The organism is Alkalicoccus halolimnae (assembly GCF_008014775.2).
In the GTDB taxonomy this organism is placed as follows: domain Bacteria; phylum Bacillota; class Bacilli; order Bacillales; family Salisediminibacteriaceae; genus Alkalicoccus; species Alkalicoccus halolimnae.
The window spans coordinates 1,128,710-1,154,951 of record NZ_CP144914.1 but is presented as its reverse complement, the minus strand read 5'-3'; the positions used below and the strand labels follow the sequence as shown (position 1 = coordinate 1,154,951).

At 47.0% G+C, this 26,242-nt stretch carries 19 protein-coding genes and 1 riboswitch; of the genes, 1 reads left to right on the top strand and 18 read right to left on the bottom strand.

Annotated elements, in window-relative coordinates; genetic code table 11:
• Positions 1–164: 164 nt before the first annotated feature.
• The 8 genes from FTX54_RS05085 to FTX54_RS05050 all read right to left on the bottom strand — a co-directional run bounded on the left by FTX54_RS05085 (position 165) and on the right by FTX54_RS05050 (position 12,906).
• Positions 165–1,361: a CamS family sex pheromone protein gene (locus tag FTX54_RS05085; protein WP_147803989.1), complete on the bottom strand. Its 1,197-nt coding sequence runs from the start codon at positions 1,359–1,361 to the stop codon at positions 165–167.
• A gap of 1,298 nt (positions 1,362–2,659) precedes the next feature.
• On the bottom strand, positions 2,660–3,931 hold the full coding sequence (locus FTX54_RS05080; protein WP_338484534.1) for an IS110 family transposase: 1,272 nt from the start codon (positions 3,929–3,931) through the stop codon (positions 2,660–2,662).
• 507 nt (positions 3,932–4,438) lie between these two features.
• Positions 4,439–6,439 (bottom strand): NAD-dependent DNA ligase LigA, encoded by a 2,001-nt coding sequence (gene ligA / locus FTX54_RS05075; RefSeq protein ID WP_147803147.1) that lies wholly within the window; start codon positions 6,437–6,439, stop codon positions 4,439–4,441.
• Positions 6,440–6,451: 12 nt separating this feature from the next.
• Positions 6,452–8,686 carry a DNA helicase PcrA gene (gene pcrA / locus FTX54_RS05070; RefSeq protein WP_147803148.1) on the bottom strand — a complete coding sequence of 745 codons (2,235 nt, stop codon included), beginning with the start codon at positions 8,684–8,686 and terminating at the stop codon, positions 6,452–6,454.
• Between the two features lie 67 nt (positions 8,687–8,753).
• Positions 8,754–9,440, bottom strand: a complete 687-nt coding sequence (locus tag FTX54_RS05065; protein ID WP_147803149.1) for a heptaprenylglyceryl phosphate synthase — start codon at positions 9,438–9,440, stop codon at positions 8,754–8,756.
• Positions 9,441–9,680: 240 nt separating this feature from the next.
• The gene (locus tag FTX54_RS05060; RefSeq protein WP_147803150.1) at positions 9,681–9,989 is read right to left on the bottom strand and encodes a YerC/YecD family TrpR-related protein; all 309 of its coding nucleotides are present in this window, start codon (positions 9,987–9,989) and stop codon (positions 9,681–9,683) included.
• 60 nt (positions 9,990–10,049) lie between these two features.
• Positions 10,050–11,111 (bottom strand): DUF3048 domain-containing protein, encoded by a 1,062-nt coding sequence (locus FTX54_RS05055; RefSeq protein WP_147803151.1) that lies wholly within the window; start codon positions 11,109–11,111, stop codon positions 10,050–10,052.
• Between the two features lie 46 nt (positions 11,112–11,157).
• On the bottom strand, positions 11,158–12,906 hold the full coding sequence (locus FTX54_RS05050) for an adenine deaminase C-terminal domain-containing protein (protein ID WP_147803152.1): 1,749 nt from the start codon (positions 12,904–12,906) through the stop codon (positions 11,158–11,160).
• A 284-nt stretch (positions 12,907–13,190) separates the two neighbouring features.
• Between FTX54_RS05050 and FTX54_RS05045 the strand changes: the two genes are divergently transcribed.
• Entirely contained in the window at positions 13,191–13,778 is a 588-nt protein-coding gene (locus tag FTX54_RS05045; RefSeq protein WP_147803153.1) for a TIGR00730 family Rossman fold protein, read from the top strand.
• Positions 13,779–13,906: 128 nt separating this feature from the next.
• Here the strand turns inward: FTX54_RS05045 and FTX54_RS05040 are convergent, their stop codons facing one another.
• The 10 genes from FTX54_RS05040 to FTX54_RS04995 form a co-directional block, all read right to left on the bottom strand.
• Positions 13,907–14,692, bottom strand: a complete 786-nt coding sequence (locus FTX54_RS05040) for an SDR family oxidoreductase (RefSeq protein WP_147803154.1) — start codon at positions 14,690–14,692, stop codon at positions 13,907–13,909.
• A gap of 494 nt (positions 14,693–15,186) precedes the next feature.
• Positions 15,187–15,969 (bottom strand): energy-coupling factor transporter transmembrane component T family protein, encoded by a 783-nt coding sequence (locus tag FTX54_RS05035; RefSeq protein WP_147803155.1) that lies wholly within the window; start codon positions 15,967–15,969, stop codon positions 15,187–15,189.
• Positions 15,953–17,518: an ABC transporter ATP-binding protein gene (locus tag FTX54_RS05030; RefSeq protein WP_147803156.1), complete on the bottom strand. Its 1,566-nt coding sequence runs from the start codon at positions 17,516–17,518 to the stop codon at positions 15,953–15,955. Before FTX54_RS05030 ends, FTX54_RS05035 begins: the two co-directional genes overlap by 17 nt.
• Positions 17,499–18,104 carry an ECF transporter S component gene (locus tag FTX54_RS05025; RefSeq protein ID WP_147803361.1) on the bottom strand — a complete coding sequence of 202 codons (606 nt, stop codon included), beginning with the start codon at positions 18,102–18,104 and terminating at the stop codon, positions 17,499–17,501. The genes FTX54_RS05030 and FTX54_RS05025 overlap by 20 nt, the downstream gene beginning before the upstream one ends.
• 12 nt (positions 18,105–18,116) lie before the next feature.
• On the bottom strand, positions 18,117–18,719 hold the full coding sequence (locus tag FTX54_RS05020; RefSeq protein ID WP_147803157.1) for a YkoF family thiamine/hydroxymethylpyrimidine-binding protein: 603 nt from the start codon (positions 18,717–18,719) through the stop codon (positions 18,117–18,119).
• Between the two features lie 165 nt (positions 18,720–18,884).
• Positions 18,885–18,986, bottom strand: a riboswitch (TPP riboswitch).
• A gap of 107 nt (positions 18,987–19,093) precedes the next feature.
• Entirely contained in the window at positions 19,094–19,429 is a 336-nt protein-coding gene (locus FTX54_RS05015) for a hypothetical protein (protein ID WP_147803158.1), read from the bottom strand.
• A 361-nt stretch (positions 19,430–19,790) separates the two neighbouring features.
• The gene (locus FTX54_RS05010) at positions 19,791–20,636 is read right to left on the bottom strand and encodes an N-formylglutamate amidohydrolase (RefSeq protein ID WP_147803159.1); all 846 of its coding nucleotides are present in this window, start codon (positions 20,634–20,636) and stop codon (positions 19,791–19,793) included.
• Positions 20,633–22,783 carry a M20/M25/M40 family metallo-hydrolase gene (locus FTX54_RS05005; RefSeq protein WP_147803160.1) on the bottom strand — a complete coding sequence of 717 codons (2,151 nt, stop codon included), beginning with the start codon at positions 22,781–22,783 and terminating at the stop codon, positions 20,633–20,635. The genes FTX54_RS05010 and FTX54_RS05005 overlap by 4 nt, the downstream gene beginning before the upstream one ends.
• Positions 22,784–22,811: 28 nt before the next feature.
• Positions 22,812–24,416, bottom strand: coding sequence for a gamma-glutamyltransferase family protein (locus tag FTX54_RS05000; protein WP_147803161.1), 1,605 nt, complete (start codon positions 24,414–24,416; stop codon positions 22,812–22,814).
• Positions 24,417–24,631: 215 nt separating this feature from the next.
• On the bottom strand, positions 24,632–26,152 hold the full coding sequence (locus tag FTX54_RS04995; protein ID WP_187254485.1) for a sigma-54-dependent Fis family transcriptional regulator: 1,521 nt from the start codon (positions 26,150–26,152) through the stop codon (positions 24,632–24,634).
• Positions 26,153–26,242: the final 90 nt, after the last annotated feature.

The following is a 26,242-nucleotide window of genomic DNA, read 5'->3' as shown; positions in this document are numbered from 1 at the left end:
TGTCTCAAAAAGTCTATCAAGACTGCCTGGAAAGCACACGCGGAGCCGGACAAGGTATTAAAAAGCCTGTTAGACGGGAATTTGTCTAACAGGCTTTTGTCTGTGTGAAGCTGTACCCCTGTCTTCATGGGACCGCTCACAGATTTTCTGATACATATAGAACCCTATTTATAAACATGCATTGTCGGAGACTCCCCTGGATATTGAAGGACGAGTGCTTCGCTTCCTTCTACGGAGTTTAAATAAACATAAACGGGAGCCTGGGACTGAAAAGAATCTTCAAGAATGCTCGAGATATACTGGGCTAGTGCTATTACTTCTGCCTGCCCATGAGACTGCAGATTAATTTCAATTTTCATTTCCTCAAGGGAGCCGTCTTTATAACGTCCGTTCCCTACTACTCCGACCGGATAATCAAAGAAATTGTTGATGTCTTCCTCGAACTGGCTGAACTGATCTGACAGAGCAGGATTCGCTTCCCCCGCTTCATTGGAAGGAAAAACAAAGTTATTTTCACTGATTGTTTCCCAGCCTGTTAACTCTGTATCTCCGGCCCCGCTTTCAGCGATTCGATGGAAAGTTCCCGGATTTATAGATCCGCGCGGTTCTTCCATAAAAACAGCAAAAGTGATTGGAATATCAGCAAATTCTTCTCTTGTGCGAAGTCGTTCCAGCATTTCTCCTGCAGCCTCTTCTGCATAATCAAGAGCGTATTCTTCATCAACAGGCTCTTCGAAGAAATTCAGGCTGCCATCTTCGTTTTCCGTCCGAAAATAATAAACAGAGCGTACAGAAATGCCAATGACAGCTCCGCTCAGTTCAACTCCATCGTCTCCATTTTCAGTATAATAGTTATGTTCCATTATGTTGGACAGAACGAGTGGAGCTTCACGCATAGCATCTTCCTGATTTTCTTCATCAGCGAGCTGCGGATTTAATCCAGCTGACTCCTCTGTCTCTTCCCCATCTTCATCTTCATCTTCAGGAGAATAGCGGCGCAGCCAGCTGTTTAACAGATCACCATCCAAATGTGTTCCTTCCTGAAAATAGTAATCTTCCGGGCTGAAAATCCCGCTTGCAATTTCCATCAGGCCAATCTCGAACTGATCAATATCAATTCTGTTATTCATTGCATGAGCTACGGAGCCCCTCGCGTCTCCTCGAATATATGTACCGTCTTCCAGTACATTCCGGTAATAATTATCCGGAGTATCCATCGTCGGGGTTATAATAATTTCCTGTGCTTCTTCTTCTGTTTCTTCCACGACAATTACTTCTTCTTCCGTCTGGTCCACTGTAGGTGAACATCCGGCCGCAAGTATCAGCGAACCAATCCCCGCTGCTTTCCATTTGTTCTTCATCTATGACACTCCCCCGAAACGCTTGTTTTCTCTTTTGCATTTTCTCACAAACGCCTGCTGTAATCCAGCCTGTCTATAGACTTATTCTATAAATACCTGGTTTAGAAATGAATATCTGTAGTTCCTGGTCTTTTATTGCTTGGCTCTATCAGCGTGCGCAGCTGTTAAGAATTCCTCCCTCTTCCTTTCGATCCCTGTGGGTGTTATTCCGTTTTAAAAGCTGGTGGAACAGCCCCAAACAGAATGAAGGTTATTAGTGAAACTTTAATTTTTATGGCTACCTTGAAAATAATGTAGGTAAGCGATAAACGGACGCTTTCGTTTCCATGGGGACGCTTTCCGGGCGGGCCGGCCTCAGCTAATCCCTTCCTCCCTGCGGTCGGGAGGGATGGATCTTCAGCTCGTCCTTCATCGCCCTGGAGTCGCCCCATGTCCACTACAGCTTACGGCAAAAAGACAGAGCAGGATCTCCTTCTAATAAAGAGAATCCTTCCTTGAACATCATTTGTGCCGCCTGTATAGGGGGGAAGTTCCATTCCTTAAGAAGGCCATTTTCATGCCTCATGGTGCAAGAATTTTGCATGAGTGTCTCTGTTAAAGCTCCGTGTTGTTTTTGGTGTGCTGCGGCTCCACCGCCTGCCGCGGAGAAAGCATGCGGCTTCCCTGGCGTCCGGGACGATCTTTACGCTTTCTTTTTTCCGCAGGCGTCTTGAAAAATTGCCTTGACTATGGTTTCTACCTTTGTACATTCTTTGTTCAATCTACGGGCTTTCTGTAATCGACCATCAAAACGAAGCGGAAACATGCCCGTTGAAGAAGGAAATTGGAAGATCCCGCAGGGCTTAAGCCTGAGAAAGCTGGAGATCTCCTCCACGGCAGAGCTGAAGCGGAGTTATCTACATGTAACAACAAACTCCCTCGGTAAGATAGGTTTATCTCTCAAATACTCGCTCATTCGCAGGATGTTCCCCCTTTTCGATCGCACCTGACGGATAGATCAACGAAAGAAACGGAAGAGGAGGCGCTCCAAGACAGGCGGAAAGAAAGGAGGTCGCGAAAACTCCATTTTTTACCATATCCTGCACGTCTTCTCCACGCGGTCCCTGGAGGCTTTTCCTCCCATGTCTCAACGGGTCCATGCCCTCTCATTCCTTTGTCATGCCTGGCCAGGGGGTGGAGGCCGGTTTTGCTTTAACGACGGGTCCGGGCCCTTTGGTTTGTGGTATCCGGTCCTCCGTGCTTTCTTTTTCATCCTGCGAATAAGCCATGATTCGATGAGCCGACGGGACGATCACCCCCTAGACAGCAGACGGAAGCGGTCGGACTTTCTCTGAACAGTAGGGTTCTCCCCCTCTGGCGAGGGCCACGAGGATTCGTGCCAGCTTGCCCATCAGTTTCATGACCGACTTCATCTTTTTCATCTTTTTGCCCTGCACATTGACGTGGTGGAGGTGCCGGAAATCCGCGTTGTTTTTGATCAGGCTCAGCGTGGCCAGGTATAAACAGCGCCTCAGCCGGGACCTTCCGCGTTTGGAGAGGACCACTTGTCCTTTCCATTTGCCGGAGCTCGCTTCGGCCAGGTGCAGGCCGGCATGACGTAAGAGCGCATTACCATGGGCAAAACCACGAATATCACCGGCTTCCCCCAGAATCCCCGCCAGGGAGAGATCGCTGATCCCATCGATGGCAAGGAAGGAGTGGCGGTAGGTCACGTGCTCCAGGGTGGCAGCCACCTCGTGTTCCACCCGTTCCAGCTGGGCCGTGACCAGGTCCCATTCTTCGAGCAGCTGGTCCAGGTGCAGGAGATACGCCTCCGGCGCCTGCGTGCTTCCCACGGACCGTTTCGCCACCGCAAGCAGCGTTTCCGCTTTCCGGTGGCCGGCGTGACGTTTCATCCCTGTTTTCCATCCGTGGATCACGTCCGCCACGTCCAGCTCCCGCAGTTGTTTCGGCATGGGGAACAGCCGCAGGGTAGCGATGGCCCCTTTGCTTTGGAGATCCTGAAAGACCTCCCGGAGTTCCGGGAAGACAATATCGACCCAGCGGTGCAGCTGATTGATGGTCGCAACGCGCCGTTTCACGAGCACCTCCCGGTTGGCCATGAGCACCCGGAGCGAGTCGAACGTTTCCGACGTGGGATGGATCTGGCTGTAATAGCCGTTTTTAACCATGTCGGCAATCACGAGGGCGTCTTTGGCATCGCTTTTGGACTGGATATGATCCCGGTTTTCTTTATTCTTTTTGACCAGGTGGGGATTAACGGTGACAACATCGATCTGCCGGCCCTTCAGCCAGGCGGTCAGGTTCAGCCAGTAATGGCCGGTCGGCTCCATCCCGACGATTTCGGTCGTACAGCCGCTCGCTTCCTTCCACGCAGCGATCCTGTCGAGAAGCCGGGTAAACCCTTCCTCGTTGTTTTCAAAAGCCAACGGCTTACCAAAGGCGATGCCCCGGTAATTGACAGCACGTGCCACGTGGTGATGCTGGGCAATATCCACCCCGATAATCAGGTGGCTGGAAGAAATACGGGCAATCCGTTGATTTTGTTGGTCCTGCATTTTAAACTTCATAGTAAGGTCCCTCCTCAAGGTTTGGAATAGTAGAGTCGTGTCTCTATTCTTATCTTAGCGAGGGGCCCCTGTTTTTTCAAAGTGGAAATTAACACTCTACAGGAATGCTTTAACACAGCTATTTTTATAAATAACAGCTTGTTTTCACTAAAGGGAGGTAAATTCCTTATATGCTAAAAGAAACATCCATGCCGGACTGCTGCCCATGATGAGGAAAATAACGTTCTATACAATTGGAAGGACTTCTTTTGAAAAATATATTGTTTCCTTGCAGGATAAAAAAGGCTTCGCACCTTTTACCGGCAGCTGCTGTTGGGCAAGCTTCATCAGATGTCCACCCTCTGCCATTTCCCACTGCTGACAGGGTAACTGCTTTATCCGTAATTTCGGAACTGCGGCATAAGCCGGAATAAACGAGAATACCTTTTCTTCTCTGCTAAAGCCTATTGATATAAAAGAACAGAAAAGAAATTCCGGCCAACAGCCGGAATTCTTTTCTGCCGGTATTTATACAGGCTGCTTTAATTGTTCCAAAAAGAGCGCTTCATCCCAGACTTCGATACCCAGTTCTTCAGCTTTTTTCAGTTTGGAACCTGCCTTTTCTCCTGCTACAAGAATGTCTGTGTTTTTAGTTACACTGCTCGTAACTTTGCCGCCGCGCTTTTCTATTTCTTTTTTTGCCTCAGCCCGGGACATTTCACCCATTGATCCTGTTAAAACCATCGTTCTTCCGGCAAATAAAGAGTCACTGTTTTCAGGAGAAACTGCTTTAGGTCCGGTATACGTCATATTTATGCCTAATACTTTCAGCTCTTCAAGCAGGCGGATCACTTCTTCGTGTGAAAAGTACGTAACTACAGCGTCCGCCATCTTTTCTCCGATTTCATCTACTGCAGTCAAGTCCTCTATATCCGCACGTTCAAGGGCTTCCATCGTTTCGAAGTGCTGAGCAAGGGTTTTGGCTGCTTTTGATCCTACGAAGCGTATACCAAGACCGAAAAGCAGCTTTTCAAGCGAATTAGACTTTGTCGCTTCAATGGCTTTCAGAAGATTGTCTACGGATTTTTCCCCCATTCGTTCCAGCTTCAGAAGCTCTTCTTTTTCCAGCCGGTAAATATCAGCTACGTCCGCGACAAGATGGTGGTCAAAAAGCTGGGTTATCACCCTTTCGCCGAGACCGTCAATATTCATGGCATTCCGGGAAACAAAGTGAATCAGTCCTTCTCTGATTTGAGCAGGGCACTTTGGATTAACGCAGCGGAGCGCAACTTCCCCTTCAATACGGACAAGGCCGCTTCCGCATTCCGGACATTTTTCGGGCATGTAGAAATCTTTTTCTTCACCCGTACGCTCATCGACAAGCACTCGAACGACTTTAGGAATAACGTCGCCAGCCTTTTTCACGACAACCTTATCCCCGATCTTTACATCCTGTTCCCGGATAAGGTCCTCGTTATGAAGAGAGGCACGCTGAACTGTCGAACCTGCGACACTTACCGGTTCAAGAAGCGCAGTCGGAGTCACTACACCTGTTCTGCCGACATTCAGTTCAATAGCTTTAAGGCGGGTGACAACTTCTTCCGCCGGGAACTTATACGCAGTTGCCCACCGGGGGCTTTTTGCTGTAAATCCAAGCTTTTCCTGATCGCTGAGATTGTCCACCTTTACTACGATTCCGTCAATTTCATAAGGGAGGTCTGTTCGTTTTTCCAGCCATCCTTCGCAGTAGGTGATTACCTCTTCGATTGTGTCAAAAGCCTTCGTTTCTTTATTTGTTTTAAATCCGAGTTTTTTCACATAGCGGAGGGCTTCGTGATGAGAATTCAGCTCCTCCTCCGGCATTCTGCCGAGTGAATAAATGAAAATGTCCAGATGTCTGTCAGCAGCAATTTTAGGATCAAGCTGCCGGAGCGATCCCGCTGCAGCATTTCGGGGATTTGCAAATGGAGCCTCTTCCCGCTCTGTTTTCTTTTTGTTCAGCCTCTCAAAGGAACGCTTTGGCATAAAAGCTTCTCCGCGCACTTCCATCGTCACCGGCTCCTGGAGCTTTAAAGGAATTGAAGGAATCGTCCGCAGGTTATGGGTAATATCTTCTCCCGTTTCTCCATCCCCGCGCGTAGCACCGAGAACGAACCTGCCTTTTTCATATTTCAGCGTCACGGCAAGGCCGTCAATTTTAAGTTCACATATATAAGCAGGGGCATACCCCAGTCCATCCCTCACTCTTCTATCGAAATCGAGCAGTTCCTCTCCATTAAAAGCATTGGACAGAGAAAGCATCGGTACGTCATGACTGACTTTCCTGAACTGTTCGAGCGGTTCGCCTCCAACGCGTTCAGTTGGAGAATCTTCGTGTTTCCACTCCGGAAACCCCTTCTCCAGCTCCTGCAGTTCCCGCAGAAGCTGATCATATTCCGGGTCGGAGATCTTTGGGGTATCCAATACGTAGTAATGATACGCATAGTCTTTCAGCTGTTCAGTCAGCTCATCTATTCTTTTCTGTGACAAAGCAGCCCACCTCTATTCCTTTTTAATAGGAGCAAATTTCGCAAACAGCCGCTTTACGCCTATTTCTGGAAAAGCAATATCCAGCTCGACATTTTCGCCGCTCCCTTTCAGACTGACTACTGTGCCTGTTCCCCACTTTTTATGGGAAGCACGGTCCCCTACACTCCAGTCAAAACTCGCGCCGGCAGTTGTCGTTTTCTGCGGCTGGGAAGGGCGTCTTTTTCTTTCCGGAGCGGGCCTGGCAGTATTTCCTGAACCTGATTGTCCTGCACTGGAAGATTTCTTCATCCATGGTGGTGTTACTTTTTCTTTTTCCGAATGATCAACAAGTTCCTGCGGCAGTTCATGCAGAAAGCGCGAAGGCGGGTTCATGTTGGTCCGGCCGTAAAGCGTACGCATTTTTGCCCGGCTGATAAACAGCTGCTGTTCTGCTCTTGTTATTCCAACGTATGCGAGCCGTCTTTCTTCTTCCATTTCCGCTTCTTCCATAAGCGAGCGGCTGTGTGGAAAGACTCCTTCTTCCAGTCCAATGAGAAAAACGATTGGAAATTCAAGACCTTTTGCGGAATGAAGGGTCATGAGCAGAGACTTTTCCTGACTTTCCTCCTCTTCATCGACCTGATCAATATCAGCGATTAAAGCGAGATCAGTCAGAAAGGCGGTGAGTGTTTTATCTTCGCTCGCTTCTTCAAATTCTTTTGCTACCGTTAAAAATTCGTTTATATTTTCGAGGCGTCCTTCTGATTCCAGGCTCTTATCCTGCTTAAGCATTTCCCGGTAGCCTGTTTTTTCGAGCATTTCTTCGACGAGCTCCATGACAGGCAGATACTCCTGCATTTCCACCCAGCCGCGGAGCTGGCCGGCAAATTCTTTAAGTGTTTTCGTGAATCTGGCGCTGAGTCCAACTTCCTCGATTTCCTGCACCGCCTGAAAAAGAGAAAGATCCTGCTGCACAGCATAGCTCTGTATTTTTTCCACCGTCGTAGGTCCGATACCCCGTTTCGGAACGTTTACAATCCTACGGAAGCTCAAATCGTCGTCTGGATTGGATATGAGACGGAGATAAGCCAGAAGATCTTTAATTTCTTTTCTGTCATAGAACTTCGTGCCGCCGATAATTGCATAGGACATGTTCGATTTGACGAGCAGTTCCTCCATGACCCGGGATTGGGCATTGGTACGATAAAGCACGGCAATTTCCGAAGGCTTATATTTGCCGCTGTCGATCATTTCTTTCATTTTCCCGATAACAAACCGCGCCTCCGCATGTTCATTATCTGCTTCATAAAGCGTCAATTTATTTCCGTCGACGTTTTCTGTCCACAGGTTTTTAGGTTTGCGTCCTGAGTTTTTACCTATCACCGCATTTGCGGCATTTAATATCGTTTTCGTGGACCGGTAATTCTGTTCCAGCATAACCACGGTCGCATTATTATAATCTTTTTCAAAAGAAAGGATGTTTTGAATATCTGCTCCGCGCCAGCGGTAGATAGACTGGTCTGAGTCGCCGACAACGCAGAGGTTTTTATGGCGGTCTGCCATCAGCTGCACCAGTTTGTACTGGGCACGGTTCGTATCCTGGTACTCGTCGACCATAATGTATCGGAAGCGCCGCTGATAATATTCAAGAACTTCCGGTACCTGTTCAAACAGGCGGATCGTCGTCATAATCAAATCATCAAAATCAAGAGACTGGTTTTTGCGCAGTTCTTTCTCGTAGCGTTTATATACTTCCAGCACCGTCTCTTCGTAAAATCCGTTCGCGCTTTTTGCGAACTGGGCTGCTGTTTTCAATTCGTTTTTAGCACTGCTGATCGCTCCGAGCATCGCACGGGCATCGAACTTTTTAGGATCGAGATTCAGTTCCTTTACAATCCGCTTCAACACAGTCTGCTGATCACTTGAATCGAGAATAGTAAAGTTCCGCTTAAAACCGATTCGATCGATATCACGGCGGAGAATGCGGACACACATCGAGTGAAACGTGGAAATCCACATCTGTTCTGCTTCACTTCCAACGATAGAAGCCACTCTGTCCTTCATTTCCCTTGCCGCTTTGTTCGTAAATGTTATTGCAAGAATCGACCAGTGGGGAATGCCTTTTTCTCCTATTAAATAAGCAATCCTATGTGTAAGCACGCGTGTTTTTCCACTGCCTGCACCTGCCATAATTAAGAGCGGTCCTTCATCATGCCTGACCGCTTTCTGCTGTTCCGGATTTAATCCGGTTAATAATGCATTTTCCACTCTCTCACCACCAAACGTTTGTTCTTATTTTCTTCCATTATAGCTTAACCTGATTAAGGTGTACAGGCTACTTTTTTACAGAAGCTACGGTTTTTAATGCTTTGGACAAATCTTCATAAATAATGTTCCCTACAACAATTGTATCAGCATAACGGCTCATTTCTTCGGCCTGGGCGGAGCTTTCAATGCCTCCTCCATAAAAGAGCTGCGATTTTTCAAGAATCTCATTTACTTCCGATACGACTGAAGGGTCGCCGTAAGTACCGCTGTATTCCATATAAAAAATCGGCATATGAAAAAGCCGGTCTGTCATACGCGCATAGGCAATAATATCGTCATTGCTTAAATCCGTTACCGCATCCGTTGCATGAGCCACCTTCGCTTCCGGATTTAAAACGCAGTACCCTTCCGCAAGGATTTCTTCGTCCCCTATCAAATGGCCGAATTCTTTTAAAGCACGGTGGTGAAGACCATTAATCCAGGAAGTCTGCCGGGAATTTAATATGGAGGGAATAAGATAGTAATCAAAACCAGGAACAACAGAGTGCAGATTGCTCACTTCGAGAACGCAGGCAACGCTGTAGCGTCTGATCCTCATTAGAAGATCCAGTGTATTATCCTCTGTAACACCATCGGTTCCACCGACAATTACAGCGTCCGTGCCGGATTCACATATTTTTTCCAGTGCTTCATCTTCTATATTTTTGGCAGGATCCAATTTAAAGACGTGTTTCCATTCATGATACGCTTTCATAAAGTAACTCCTAACTCTTTTCATTATTTTCGTCTTGAAATAGTATACCAAAAAACACAGGAACTCTCGATTGTTATTCCCTGTTCTTTTCATACAGGCTTCAATAAAAACGAGAAGTTATACCCGCTCTTGTGTAACCGGCTGTTTTTGAAAGGGGGCTGCGGAGTTGCGGGATAGCTTGAAAAACATGAAAAAACTGCTCTGTATAGGCGGATATGCCGCTTACAGAACAGCTGATTGTCAGTCTTTATAATGCTGCGGTGCATGAACCCGGTCGAGGGTAAACTTGTACCCGTCGTTTCCGTAGTTGATACAGCGTTTCACACGCGAAATCGTTGCCGTACTTGCACCTGTTTCCTGCTCGATACGCTGATACGTATCACCTTCCATGAGCATTCTCGCTACTTCCAGTCGCTGCGCAAGTGATTGGATTTCGTTCATCGTACAGAGATCATCAAAAAACTGATAGCATTCCTCTTTATCTTTCAGGCTTAAAATCGCTTCGAAAAGCTGATCCAGCTCTTTACCGCGAAGTTTATCAATTTGCATTACGGCTCTCACCTCTCTTCCGATTAGTAATAGAAGTAATTAGGAAATGTTTTCCAATAATCAGTTAAGCGAAACATCCTCTTCCATATCCTCGACAATATTTATCCACGTTTTTCCGGGTTGAAACGGCACGATCTCCCCATTTTCCACAGGAACCAGCCGGCCCTCCTGGTTTTCCCACGATAGTTCCCGGGCTGACCCGTCCTGCAGAAGGTAGGCCCCGCCGCCCGCTTCAATATCTATAAACCGCCGTCCTGAATCGTCGGTTACCTGATGCTCTGCTTCAACGACGAGCAGGTTTCTCGGTGAGACCGGCTCATTCGTCTGGAGATCGTTGATTTGTTCGCCTCCAACAGAACGTACATACCCTTGAAGGTCTTCTTCATAATTGTACTGCACATTATTCGAACTGCTTCCGTAGGAAATATTAACCGTATCAGCCTCCAGCCCTTCCGCTTCCTCTTCAGAAAAACTCAAATCTTCAGGCGGTATATTTTCCCACTCATAGCCCAGTTCTTCTGCAGCCTCTGCCAGCCGGTCAAAACTTGTGTACATGTTATGCGGGGCCTGCCGTTCATCCGACCGGTAAAAATGCACCCCTTCGTATTCCAGACCGCTCACATAATCGACTTCGCCGTTTTCGATCATATCATAGGCATCGGGGCTTCCACCTGCAGCTGCGTATACGGCGCCGTATCCGTTATTTAAGTTGATATAATAAGGGCGTGCACTTCGCACCGGCCCAATTTCTTCCGGTTTTTCACTATGAAATACAGCAAGAAGCCGAGTTATGTTTCCTTCTGAAAGGACTTCATATACTATATCCGCTTCATGAAGGCTCGTCTGAGGCCGTGCCGAAATGGAGTTTTCAATCATCACGCCAACCGCTCTGTGGTTCAGCTCTTCCTCTTCTGCTTCCAAGCCGGTAAGTGGAGCAGTAAAAATTTCTTCTTCCGCCTCAGCGTTACTGTTGTTTTCCTCAACCGGAGTATTTTCGGCGGAGGAGGAACTGTTCCCGCCGCTGTTATTGTCGGTGCTGTTTTCGTCATCATTGCTGCATGCACTGAACAGAGCTATCATTACTGTTCCTGCAGCTATATTTCTGCCGGAAACACCCATCATATACTCATCAGCCTTTCCCAGGAAAAAGATCCTTTACTTTTATAGTTTAACGCATAAGCGCAGGAAAGAGTACCCTTTTCTTTTTAACATCGATAATTCCTTTCTGCGTTATACGCACAAAAGGGAGGTGGGTTGCTGAAAAGAAAAGCAGGCTGTAAACAGGATCTGTAAACTTGTAGCCTTTTTCCTTCAGCACGTTTCGAAGCCGTTCTTCCTGCTCCACGAGTCCTTCTTCAAAATGAAGATCGGAAAACATTCCTCCAATAGCAAGATCGACTTTCGTTTCTTTTTCATCTTCCTCAACAACCACAATGCCGCCTTTATTTCGCTTTAACGCATCAAAAGCTTTTTCCATGCCCTGCTTGGACTTTCCAATCAGGATAATATCACCGGTGTTGGAAAAAGAGCTTGCAAATCCGTAAAGATTTTCAGCAAAACCTTTTAATAGAGTGGAAACGTTCCACTTTCCATTTCTATCAATCATCACCATAAAGCATTCATCCGAGTTTTCCGGCAGGGTATCCACCATCAGATTCGAACTGATTTGATAAGGCTTCATTATAACTTCATTCTGCATTTCTATACCTAGAGGCATGGAGAAATGAAAATCGCTCTCTTTTAGTTCCCAATCAATCTCGAGCGGCTGGAAACCGTGTTCTCCCCAGTCTATTTTTGTTTCCGGGAAGCAGGGAGTATTATTTTTTCTTACCCACGTTCCTTTAGCCAGCACTTCGGAAGGAAAAGGGTCCTCTTTACTGTCAAGCAGATTAATATTGGCAAGCCTTCCCGGTGCCAGAATTCCTAAAACATCATCCATATAAAAATGTTTGGCAACATTCCAGGAAACCATATGCACGGCATCAATAAACGGGACCCCTTCATCCAGTGCAAGCTGTATGAGGTGCTCCATCATTCCATGCTTCATAAAATGAGGAGGGGATCCGTCTGTTGTCATCAGCAGCGACTCATAAGTATCCAGCCCCTGTTCATGAAGTTCACGGAGCAGATTAGGCAGATCAGGCCGGATCGAGGAGTACCGCAGTGAGGCTGTGAGTCCCGTGTCCAGACGGGCAAATACGTCAGAGGCCGTCATCGATTCATGGTCCCCGTCGACTCCGAGAAGTGCCATCTGTGTCAGTGTTTTTTCTCCAGCACCCGGAAGATGTCCTTCGATCGGTTTACGCAGATCTTTCGTTTCCAGCATGCTGTGCAGCATCTGGTCGTCCCCTTTTAACACACGAGGCCAATCCGTTAATTCTCCCCCCTGCACTACATAAGGATGGGACAGCCAATGGTGAATGTTGGCATAGGAAAAAATCTCTGATTCGTTCTGCATTTCTGTCTGCGGATCAAATCGCGCAAACCAGAGCAGGCATGCCGGAGTCCGCTGCAGAGTTTCCAAAAGAGGAAGAGCTTTTTCCCTGGGAAGATGTAAAAAGAAAGGCAGATTATCGCCTACGATAGTAGTGGTTCCCCGTTCAGCCGCGAATTTCGCCAGGGACAGAGGCTGATAGAGCTGAAATGGGTGCGCGTGATGCTCAATGTAGCCTGGGACCGCATACTTACCTGCTGCTTCTACAATTTCTGTTCCTTCCAGATTTTCCGGCATTGCCCTGCCGATATAAATAATCCTGTCATAATAAATCCATATATTCGCTTTCAGCCACGTTTTACGCATACTGTTTAAATATGTAACGTCTTTAATAATCATTGTCGGAGGCACATCTTCACGCACAGCCGCCATTTGTTTTCTGATCTGTTTTTTCGTCCAATAGTGAGAAAATCCTTTTCCCATCGCCTATCACCTTCACAATCTCTGCTTGTTAATTTGTATAGTTATGATCGATTCAAATATAAAACGCCCTTCTGAAATTCGGGCATCTTCCTTTATTCCCAGTAAAGAAAACGTTTTCACAATTGTAACATAATATTTTTATAATCCGCATGTGACAACTTTGTTAAATAAAATTTATTGTATAAAATCTATTTTACTGGAATAAAATTACGGTTATTGCACGTCAAAAATGTTAGAATGATAAATAAGAAAGAACTAAACGGTTTAGAAGGGGGAGACGGGTAATGAAGCGACTAGCAGTTTATTGTGGATCAAGCAGCGGCAGAACCTCTCTTTATGAGGAAGAATCCAAAAAGCTTGGGAAAGCCCTTGCTGAGAGAAATATTGAACTGGTTTACGGCGGCGGTGCTGTTGGCATGATGGGAATTACCGCCAATGCCGCTCTTTCTGACGGCGGCCGGGTAACCGGCATTATGCCGAAAATGCTTCAGGAAAGAGAAATTGCCCACCCTATGCTGACTGACCTGATTATCGTTAACTCTATGCACGACCGGAAATCCATGATGGCCGACATGGCCGATGCCTTCCTGATTCTCCCAGGCGGTGCAGGTACGATGGAAGAGTTTTTCGAAGTGTTTACATGGGCACAGCTGGGGCTTCATAAAAAATCAATCGGGATCCTCAATGTGGATGAATACTACGATCCCCTTCTTAATATGCTTGATCATATGGTTCGTGAAGGCTTTCTTCATGAGAGCTACCTTTCCATGCTGCAAATTGGCCGGGATTCGGGGAAGCTCATTGATACGATGCAGGAATACGAACCTCCTTCGATCGAACGCTATGTGAACGAACCCGACGACAACTCATAGATAGTAAAACGCACCTGATTAAAAGTATTCCGGAATACTGCCGTACAGCCGGCTTTAAAAATGCGTCATGACGGGAATTTCGTCATGACGCTTTTATTTGTGTGAAGCGGTTTCTGCCGTATAAAATTTTAAACTTTGTCTTCCCACATCTGCTTTTCAAAATCTTTCATCGTTTCTTCTGTTTCCTTAGGATAGGCACTGCGGAACGGGTGACTGTCTGATTCAATGACTTCCACCATTTTATTGATCATGTTTTCCGGATCATACTGCTCATCCAGAATTTCTTCCGTTTTTTTTATAGAATTTTCCGGCGTGAAGTTTTCACTCTGCTCATACCATTTCCACTTTTCTTCAAACATCCGGTCGTTAAAGCCCGTTTCAAACGGTCCAGGGTTAATCGTCGCTACCTGAACTCCGAATTCTTGAAGCTCTGCCCGCATCGTTTTCGCAATCGCTTCAATGGCGTGCTTGGAAGAGCTGTAAGCTCCAAGATAAGGCATTGCTACAATACCGACAATCGAACTTAGAAAAATAATTTTTCCCTGCTTTTTCTCCACAAATTTTTTCGCAGCTATCTGCGCGTTTTCCAACGTACTGAACACATTCGTTTCATACACAGCCCTTACTCTGTCTACGGGGATCTCTGAAATCGGTCCGCCTTCTCCAATCGCTGCATTTGCGACAAAAACGTCGTAGTCATAATCTTCGATCAGCTGCTGGTCCCGTTTGTCTGTAACATCGAGCTTTATGACTTCGAGGCTGACTCCGGCTTTTTCTGCTTCTTCCCGAAGACTTGTTACCTGGGAAATGATTTCCACGCCGGCGATTACTTTATGACCTTTTTTGGCAAGGCCGATTGCCGTGCCTTTACCAAGGCCTGTTCCTGCTCCTGTAATAAATATTGTTTTTGCCATATTCCTTCCTCCTTCATCTACTAATAGGCGGTTCCCCTCAAACCTATTTCATAAACGTATCAGCCTTAGTAAAAGACTCTGTTAAAGCTCCGTTTTGTTTTTTGAAGGGCCTGCCGCGGAGAAAGCGTTCGGCCTCCCTATAAGTGGAACGAATCCATTTGAAAAACGTGCTTCTTCCTTGGAAGGAAAAGATGACTTCTTATTTTTTACCTAAAGCTGTTCAGTCATCTATAGAAAAAGACGATAAAAGGCATTCTTACCAGGACGCCGGAGTGTACATGGGGCGACTCCGAGGCGAATAAGGTCGAGTCGAAGATCCATTCCGGCCTCCTTTTGTCGGCCGGAATTAGCTGAGGCCGACCCGCCTGGAAAGCGTCCCCATGGAAACGAAAGCGGCTGTTTTCAGAAGCATAAACGTAAAATGGTGTTCTACTTATAATAGATGGTTTATTTTCAAGGTATTTAAACATAAAATAATGACTTATAAAACTGATTCAACTGAACTGAAACCCAAATATATTTAAATACCCTAAATAATATGAAAGAGCTAACGTTATTATCAGACCGCCGTTTATCACACTGAAAAAAGCCCAGTCTTTTCCTTTAATCTTCATCTTATGATAGTGTGTCCGTTCAGCAGAACCCGTAAAACCTTTCGATTCCATAGCATTAGCAACCCGCTCTGCTTTACGAATCGCGTTTGCCATCAACGGAATCGCATACCTGCGGAACTGCTGAACCCGCCCTTTTAATCCTTTTGCCCTTCCCATTCCTCGAATACGGTGTGCCTGCTTCAGCACCTGAAATTCGTGGCGGAAAGCCGGAAGAAACCTGTATCCTGCCAGAATGCCAAAGGTGATTTTCGGCGGCAGTTTCAGCTGCTGCATGAGACTGAGCATAAATTTCGTTGAGTCGGTAGTCAGGATAAAAAGCAGCGATAACGAAACAAAACAGAGAGACCGTAAAGCAAGACTTATTCCGACCATGACTGCACCAGTAGTCACATCAAACTGCCAGACAGAAAACAGCCGATCACCCCCGGCAAACGATTCGCTCGTATAAAGCATCGTCATCCATGCAAATCCGCAGGCTAATAGAATAAATGGTGAAAAGAAAAGCAGCCACTTTTTTATAGAGATACCGCTGAACAAAAAGGTGAAGACAACCATAAATAATAAAAAAACGAGAGGAGTGAAGATATCAAAGCTGAAGCTGAGCAGAATACCGGGTATGAGAACGGCAATACCCTTCAAAGCCGGGTTAATCGACGATACCATAGGCTTTTTCCTCCCTTTTCCTAAACGGCAGACGCAGTCGTGCCTGCTTTAAAAGCTCCTGTCTTCCCCAAAGTTTTTCCGGTTCCCCGTTAAAAGCCAGCCTGCTTCCTGAGAGCACGAGCACTCTTCCGCAGTACCGGTCGACCAGCTCCATATCATGAGTGACAAATATAATGGTGGTTCCCTCTCTTTGCAGAGCCGTGACCATTTTCATTAATTCTTCTGTCGTTCCTGCATCCTGCCCAAATGTAGGTTCATCAAAGAAGAGAATATCAGGGGTGTCATCAAGCATCGCAGCCACACTCAGCCGTCTTTTTTGGCCCCCGCTTAATGAAAAGGGATTGGCATGCTGATGTTCCTTTAGATGAAACTTCTTTAACAGCAGCTCCACTCGTGTTTTCACATCTGTTTTTTCATTCATCAGCATACCAAAAGATAATTCTTCGTCGACCGAATCTGTTATAAACTGATGTTCCGGATTTTGAAATACATAGCCGCTTTTTTGGCGGAGAGCTCCTTCTCCCCAATCATTTAACGGCTTCCCATCGAAAACGATGTGCCCTTTTTGAGGCTGGATCAGCCTGGCCAGCAGCTGCAGGAGTGTAGATTTCCCGGCGCCGTTTTCGCCTGCAAAGGCCACAAATTCTCCTTTATTCAGTTGGAAATCCACATCGGACAGGATTGTTTTTTCTCCTCTGAAAAAAGCCAGACCTTTCACTTTCAATATCTCCTCCCTGCAGTCAGGATTTTGCTTTTCAACAAGCGTTTCAGGAGGCTGCATAAAAAGCGGAATGTGAATCCCTTCTTCAAAAAGCATCTGCTTTGAACGATAAATGTCGTAAGGAGAACCATCAGCCAGAATGGAACCGTTTCTGCCAAGAAGCAATACCCTTTCAAGAAGGGGAAACCAGTCATCCGGCTGATGTTCAATGATAAGGACACGGCACTGCCTCTCTCTTTGAACGCTATTTACGAGTTCAATAAATTCCACGCTTGAAACCGGATCAAGATTGGCCGTGGGTTCATCGAGAACGAGCAGTTCCGGCTGCATCAAGAGAATCGACGCAAGCGCAATTTTCTGTTTCTGTCCTCCGGATAGTTCATGAATGACGTCATGTTTATGAGCTGTCATGCCTATTTCCTCCAGGACACTGTCGATCTTTTTTTCCATTGCAGATGAGGGCACTTTTTGATTTTCAAGAACAAACGCCAGTTCATCTTCTACTTTCATCATGCAGAACTGACTTTCCGGGTCCTGAAATACGACGCCGATTTTCTGGCTGAGGCTGCCTTTTTCAAATTCTTCCGCTTCCTTTCCACGAAAACGGATAGAACCTTGTTTCCACCCTTCCACCGCTTCCGGATAAAGCCCGTTCAAACAAAGGGCAAGCGTACTTTTGCCTGAGCCGCTTGCTCCTCCGACGAGAGTGAATGCTTCCTTTTGCAGGGTGAAGGATAAATCTTTAAGAAGCGCCTGTTCTTCGAATCCGAAAGAAAAGTGTTCCACTTCGAGAAGCGGAAAATTCGGCTTAGGATGCTTTTCTGCCACGTTGCTTCAAACTCTCCTTTCCTAATGCATAACCTCTCAGTACACCAGTATTCGCAAGCTGATCACTGATCCACTTACCGAGGACACCCGCCAGAAGCGCTCCGCTCAGCAGACGTACGAGCAGAGTGGCAGCGATTAATCCCGGCGTAAGAGCTGCGAGACCTGACTGGAACCATCCCCACGCGTAGCTGAACAGTGCAGCGGACATACCGGCAGCAATGAGCACGGGCAGCGTGTAGTTTTTCCATTTAGTCGCTGCAAAAGCCGCTTCTGCACCAAGGCCCTGAATGGCAGCAGAGATGATCAGCTGGGGGCCGGCTGGACTTCCTATAAGCACCTGCACAGTTCCGGCGATAAGTTCCGACCAGAATGCCGCTCCCCGTTTACGGATAATATATGCCGCGATGATCGAAACGATAAACCAGATCCCGAAAATAAATTCATATCCAAACGGCCCCAGGCCAAAGGGGGTTAACACGTTTCTTAACCCCTGTCCGAAAAAGAAAAAGCCGAGATAAATAAATGCAAAAACGACTCCAAGAACCGACATCAGCACAATCTCTTTTAATTTCCATTCCCTCAGCATCATAAAAATCTCCTATTTTGCCTTCGTAGACGGACTATTTGCCGAAATGGCTGCGGTCATCGTCACGTGGGCCCGATTTTTTGTTTCGGAGGCTCTTACAAACGCTTCTTCAAGCGTCGTAAACACATCGCTGACGTCTCCGTCCAGACGGGAGGCGTAATGGACTCCTTTCGTAAATGTCCCGTGTTTTTCGGCTGTTTCCACCTGATCGGCTATTACCTGCATATAATCGGGATTATTCATCGGATAAAGGGAAAAATGAGCAGCGGTGTCTATTTTTTCCCCGCTCACCGCCTGCTCGTTAAGACGATGACTGTCTTCCGACATATACGAATCTCCTTCACTGTCTCCCGGGCAGCCGACGGAAAACGTTCCGTTGAATACAACGTGAGTCCCGGTTTTAGCAGCATGAACAAAGATCGCTTTTGCTGTATCAAACACGTGCTCACTTCTTCCACGGATACATGTCGTTACATCATCTGTTTCCATCCACACTTTCGACGTGTCCGTTTCTTTTAAAGCCCCTTTAATAATTTTCACAAAATCGTCTGCCATCGGATACACCGCAAAGCGCACTCCTACGATATTACTTGTTCCACAGCTTAATTCCTGCATTGTTCATTCCTCCAGTAAGATAGTAGATTTTTCATACGTACAAAAAAAGCAGCTCCCCGTCTATAGGGAAGCTGCTTTACATTAACTGAGTATCCGGCGGTACAGGACCGCGATGCAGGTATATAAAAACACCTTCTGAATTTCATTAGAAGGTGCAGGTTTTATAAAAGACTACCTGCACTTCCCCACGCTAGTATTACCTAGTTCGGGTTCAAAGGGTTAACGGAAAATTCCGTCTCTCAGCTTACAGCACCCCCAGTGCATGTCGTACGTATGAAGTTTTACCTCTTTATATAAACATATTCCTGAATTTTTGTAAAGCTCTGAAAAAAGCATATTAGTCTAATTTAATGGAAGCTTAACATATGAAATTTTTAAAACGATTGAAATAATACAGCAAGCAGAAATATAATCAAAGCTCCGAGACCGGCACCCGCTGCATAATGCACTTTTCCCGTTTTGATTGTTTTCCCCTGTTCCTGAGCATGACTGATTGTCGAGAAGGAACCTGGAGTGGAAGTTCCGAACAAGGTCGGCTTACTGCTTCCTGCAGTTTTTATCATGTGTACAAAAAGTGGAACGAATGAAGCGGCTATGACTATCAGCCCGGCGATCACAAACAGCTCCATAGTGTTAAGGTAATACGCTCCTGCAGCGAGCAGACCTGTTAAAACGGCACCGGCAGCTGCAAATGCTGCTATTTTTTTCACGGCGGCTCACCTCCTTGAAAATAAAGTTGATAATGCGTTTTCGTTTCCATGGGAGCGCAGAGCAGGCCTCAGCTCATCCCTCCCTCCATGCGGTCGTACGAGGGGCTCGCCCGTCCTTATCCGCATCGGGAGGCGCCCGTAGTCTCTCCAGCTTATGATAAAAAACAGAGCAGGATCTGGATGCCAATAAAGAAGATCGCTTCTGAACACCCTTCATTTCCTCCAAATAGATGGAAAGTTCCATTCCTTATAGAAGGCCATTTTCATCCATCACGTGCAGCGACCCTGCATGCGTGCCGCTGTTAAAGCTTCGTGTTTCCTACGAAATCATAGGCCGGAGGGTTTCCGTTTCAGGAAGAGTTTAAGAAATAGACTTCTCATCGACCGGTGCCGGCACTTCTTCTGCAGTCAGCTGCATAAACACCTCGTACAATTTATTTCGAAGCATGTTCATTCTCATTACTTCAGCTTCTGAAGGGAGAACTCCGGCAGTTTCAGGGAGATACAATCTACGGTTGATTTCCAGCTGGATCCACGGAATATCGGAGCGTTTGCCATGCGAGCGGGTAATAAAACCTCCGAAAAAAGGTTCATTCACAGCCACGAGCGGCACGGTATGATCCGCTTCTTCGACAAAAGTCTCTTCCAGAAGCTCCTTCAGCCGCTGCATCAGCTCTGGTTCTGCCGTAACGGTTTCCCCCCCGGCTTCTCCACCCGTTATTCCCCTGTTACTGATGCAAAAGAGCGGCCTCGCTTCCCACTCTCTTTTTCCTTTAGCCGGTCCAACGTCCAGCATTGTATGACAGTCAAAAGCTATTTTAACCGCCGGGTTAAGGGAAGCGTTCATCAATTGTTCGTGGTAGGGCTCGTACCATTGATGGATCAGCTCATCAGTTTCTGAGGCGGTCAGATCTTCCTCCCAGATGCGCTTACCGGTAACTGTTAATGTTTTTACGACACCATCCGGGTTTTCCGGCGGACGGTCCGTCGGTTCCCGATTCAAATCCACAACAATACGGGCTGCCTCCATGACGAGAAATTCTTCCGTCAGTCCGCGGAAATTGAACAGCTGCTTCGTCCACGTATCTCCGTCCAGAGCCACATCAAGATCGGTAAGCAGGCAGCGGCTGCGCAGATGTTCCGGTATAAACGTTCCTCCGTGAGGCACAGAAATCAGTGCCGGAAGCTTCTTTCTCCGGGTAGTCATGTTCTCTCCCCCTGCAGATAAAGTGCCAGCAGCACTGAGCGCTGCACGAGCTCGCTGCGGTGCATGGCTTCGTTTGGAGTAAATAAATGTTTGCTCGCCGGTGCAAATCCGCAGACGGTAGGTATATCCACCGGCACATTTCCAGCTGCTGTAGCAAGCAGACTCGATTCTGTCCCGAAAGGAAGCTGGTAGGCTTCCGACCATTTCTGCAGCTTAGGCAGGAGCTGATGCTCTTTCTTATGCAGCAGCGGCGGACGTTCTGTAATCTTTTCCACGTAGGTTTTCATACCCTGCTTGGAAGCTTTAAACAATTTATGAAGCTCTGCTTCCGTTTTTTCTGCGATCGCCTCGTCTATATAAGTAATCGCGATGGTAGCTGTCACGCGGTGCGGCATGAGTACACTGTACCGCTCTGACTTCAAGTCCTGGACTGCTACAGCTATTTTTTTCTGACGGCTGTTCAGACCTTTCAGCTTGTCAGTTTTTTCAAGAAACCAGCTGAGTACATCGAGCGGCTTGGCACTTTTGCCGATCCGCTCCGGATCACCTTCAACAATAACATGGTACTGTTTAGCCCCGCGGCGCTGATCAACCACTTTCCCTTCAACAAACCCCGGCTGCATGACGATGACCTCTTTTGCTTCCGCGGCTGCTTTTTCCAGCATCAAAGAGCTGTAGCGCATGCCCCGTCCTTCATCAGAATAAAAGAAAACGCCTGTTTTCGTTTTACCAAGAACTTTTTCATCCTTAAGCGCCTGCAGAGAAGCAAGTATTGTTGTCAGGCCGCCACGGCTGGAAGCCACCCCTTCCCCGTAAATCCATTCCTGTTCTTTGCGGAACGGAATAGGAAATCCGGTCCGCTGTCCCGGCACATCAATTGGCACGACAATAAGGGTGCCGTCCTTTAGGCCTGCTTTCGTCTGCCACGTCCATGCAGACCGTCCATTTGAAAAAGCAGGCACCGGTTCCATCGCCAGCTTGCCAAGCTTTTCTTCCAGCCGTTTTCGGACACTGCTTAAACCTACAGCATCTTCTGTGCGGCTTGAAATATTTGTCCACGCTTTTAAGTCCGCTTCCAGCTTTCCACGGTTGGTCGTCAGTCTCTGAAAAATGCGGGACGCCGGCGTTTTGCTTTCATGACTCTCTTCATCGAAGAAATTTTTTCCGAAATAACGCTCGCACGTTACATCGATAATCCGGTTCATCAGCGCGGGATAATCCAGTCCGACTTTTTCCGCTGCATAAACGAAGGATCCGTCTGCCCCGAGGCTTGCCATCGAGTTCACTTCAAGAATATAAGGATTCCCCTGCTCATCAATGCGGAAATCAACCCTTGCACTGTCATAGCAGTTCAACACTTCAAACGTTTTAACAGCGAGCTCTTTCACCCGCTCAGTTTCTTCTTCTGTAAGATGAGCGGGACAGACCTTTTCAACAGTTCTGCCGCTTTCATTCTTTTTATCTTCATAAGTGAAAATCTGCGGACCTTCACCGAAAACCAGTTCAACAGGCGGAAGCGCTTCTGTCGGCTTATTCCCGAGCAGCCCAACGTTCACTTCCCGTCCCTGGATGTATTCCTCTACGAGGGTGGGGGCATCATACGTATCGTAGATAACCTGGACACCTTCGCGGAGCTCTTTTTCATTATGGACGATTCGCAGACCGAAGGATACGGCCTCATCCTTCGGTTTTACGATCAGAGGATAATGCAGACCTTCATTAAGAGGAGAGTCCGGAGTATCCAGAACCGCAAATTTCGGAGTCGGCAGCCCCCGCTGCAGAAGGAGAATTTTCGTGACGACTTTATCGAGTGCAAGCGCGTGCGTCTCCGGGCCGGAACCGACGTAAGGGATGCCGAGCATTTCCAGCATGCCGGGAACGTGCATATAACGGCCTCTTCCCTGAATCCCGTAGCTCAAGTTGAAGACAAGACCCGGGCGTTCTCCTGAAATGACTGACGGCATAAAATTCTCCAGATTCTGAATAAGATTTTTATCGCCTTCAAACGTTTCTACTTCGTGACCGCCTTTTTTCAGGCCGTCTTTTATGCGCCTGATTGTCTCCAGCCCGTACTTTTCTCTATTCTGCGTTCCAAATAAGTTAATAACAGCCTGACTTTCACGATTGTAGACAACAGCAATTTTCAAATGAAAACACTCCTCTTATAAAAAATGATTATTCCGGACCTTCCGCCGTTCCATCGCGTCGCGGATCTGCCACGCCGTGGAACGATTCCCGCCATTTGATGGGCATCTGTACACCCTGCACGCATCCTAAGTAAAAACTGTACGGATCACGCTTCGTCACTTGAAAGCTCGCAAGACGAAGCGCGCTGTTTACTTCTCTCGAAAACCGTTCTTTTTCTATCATCAGTTCGCCCGTGTCTGAGGCATGGAACCTCGGCGCAGAAATCGCCTGTGCCAGTGTCTGCCCCTGGTCCACAAGTCTGGTAATCACCTGAGCCAGGGTCGTGGAGATCCGGCTGCTTCCGGGACTGCCGAGCAGGTATTGAGGACGGCCTTTTTTCATTAAAAGCACCGGTGCAACACTGCTCCACGGTCTTCCACCCGGAAGAAGGTAGTACGGGTGGGTAACATTTTTATATTCAAACGCACTCATATAGTTGTTATAGAAAAATCCGAGACCAGCAGCCATTCGTTTGCTGCCGAAAACAAGCTCGATGGACTGAGTAATTCCGACAGCGTTACCTTCCCTATCAACGACAGACAGGTGGGTCGTTTCACCCGACGTCGGCGGAGGTAAAAATGTATCTTTTAAAGCCAGCTGATAAATATCATTAATCCGCTTGATAATTTCTTCGGCATAGCCTTTATCGACCATAATTTGATTAACGGACTGTAAGTAATGATCGGGATGAACAGGCATCCGCTGGCGGTAGTTTAAGGCGAACCGGAAAGCAAGCGCCTGAATCACAGCTCCTATCGGTTCGTCGGCGTTCAGTTTTTCCGGCGGGAAGCCTTCCAATGTATTTAAAATCTGCACGAGCACTCTGCCCGCTCCAGGAGGAGGATAGGTGATGACGTCATACTCCCGGTACGTGCTTTCCAGAACTTCCCGTTCCACAGGCATCGGAATCTGATGCATGTCCACTTCTGTAATTAATCCTCTTCTTTTTTTCATGTCCTCCACAATGGCAGCACTGATACCCCCATTGTAAAAATCCCGCCAGCCGTGTTCAGCGATTCTTTCCAGCGTTACAGCCAGTTCCGGCTGAAAAAGAAGTGACCCTTCAGAAAGAGGTTTCTTTTTGGAGAAGTAGTTTTTTAATATAAGCGGATCCTGTCTCAGCTGCTCTGCTTCTTTTTTGATCATCCTGTGAATAAGGCCGGTCACCGGTACTCCGTCCTTAGCAGCTCTGACAGCAGGTTCAAGAACTTCCGTCAGACTAAGCGCACCGTAATTTTCATGCAGGTATCCCAATGCTGCAGGAGTGGAAGGCACCGTGGACGACTGCAGGCCGATTTTGATAGGCCTGCTCGGATTTTTATGAGGAGAGAGTACGAACGGGGCTCTTGAGGAGCCGTCAAGGGCAAAACTCCGCTTCTCTTTCTGCATATGCACAAGAGCCATGGATTGTCCGCCAATTCCGGATGCCTGCGGCTCTGAAACCCCGAGACAAAACGCTGCTGCTACAGCTGCGTCGATGGCATTCCCGCCTTTTTTCAGCATCTCAAGCCCTGCCTTTGTCGCCGTGCTTGAAGCCGTCGATACCATTCCTCCTGAAGCCGTCCCTTCCATCACCGGTTTTGCTTCATACATGCTTACCCCTCCTGACAGCAGCCCGGCATAGTGCATAAAAAAGGAAGAAAAACCATCTTTAGGTCTTACAAAGAAAGTTCCTCTTCCTATACAACGCCTGAACAGCATTTCATCAATTCTTGTTAGTGTACTTATTATATGCCGATAAACCTATTTATTCAATGCATATGTTATTTACAATGAGATGTTTATCTCTCATAGCAATTAATACATTACTAATAGGAAATATCGTATTTTTTGAGCTTTGAATAAAGGGTATTTCTTCCTACATGGAGCCTTTCCGCTGCTTTGGAAATATTTCCATCGACAGCTTCCAGCGCATGACGGATCGTCTCTGATTCCGCTTCCTCCAGGCTGAGCACAGGAGAACGTTTTATTTCGTATTCTTCTTCAAACTGGATTGCCTCCGCTTCAATCCTTTTTCCCTCGCTTAAAAAAGAGCCCTGCATCAGTACACTTTCCAATTCACGGATATTGCCGGGCCAGCTGTAATGCATAAGCTTTGCTTTCGCTTCTTCACTGAGAATCCGGGAATTTGATTCCATTTTTTTCAGCAGAAATTCAGCGATTTCACATATATCGCTGCGGTTCCGAAGCGGGGGCATCGTTAAATAAATGCCTTTTAAACGGTAGTAAAGATCTTCCCGGAAGCGTCCTGCTGCTATTTCTGTGCGCAGATTTTTGTTTGTAGCGGAGAGAATGCGTACGTTGACAGAAATCTGTTTATACCCTCCGATACGAGTGATTGTTTTTTCCTGAAGCACCCGCAGCAGAGCACTCTGAGCTTTAAGCGATAAATCTCCTACCTCATCAAGAAAAATCGTTCCACCGTCGGCGGCTTCAAATTTACCAGCTTTCCCACGCTGACTTGCGCCCGTAAACGCTCCTTTTTCGTATCCGAAAAGTTCACTTTCAATCAGTGATTCCGGGAGAGCACTGCAGTTTAACGGCACGAAAATCCTTTCTGCTCTGTCTCCGCCGGAATGAATGGACTGGGCAAGCAGTTCTTTGCCGGTCCCGCTCTCTCCGTAAATAATGACGGGATAATCCGTCAGTGCAGCACGCTTGGCCAGTTTCTTTACTGCTGTAATGTTTTCGCATGATCCCGCTATATTCTGAAACGTATACAAATTCTCCGGATTATTTTTCCCCGGTGGTGACTCCAGCATAACCGGGCGTTCCTGCTTTAACTTTTCCGCTGTCATTTTGCTGTGCACACTGTCTGCTACTGCCTTCGTCCAGCTTAGCAGCAGCGGGTGATAATTTTCTTTTGTCGTGCTGATATTAACAGCTCCGCAGAAAACACCATCGGCATCATATAATGGACTTGCCGCGCAGGTCAGCACATGATTTTCTTCGTAAAAATGGTGATCACCATGGATGAGCGCAGACTTTCGTTCATGCAGAACTACTCCCATAGCATTTGTGCCTTTATTTTCCTCCGACCAGTTCGTCCCTACTTCAAGACGTTCATCTATCTGCCGGATCCTGATTCCTCCAGCTCTCGACAAAATAAACCCCTCGGCATTAACAACAGCGGCTAAATATTCTCTATCATGGACTGTACGTTGAATCTGTTCAAATACGGGACGCAGGTGTTTCAGAAGTGGTTCGTTGCGCTCAAGTAAATCATGCAGTTCCTTCCCCGTCAGCCGGAGATCAAGAGCTGCATCGGTTGGAGAAGACCCCGACTGCTGACAGCGCTTCCAAGATTCATTAATGATAAGTTGTTCCACCTGATCCGGACTCCTTTCAATGGTCTTATTTTCCATAATACTAAAGATTCGGAATTTTTTGTACTATTTCGAGACGTTGGTGATCATTTT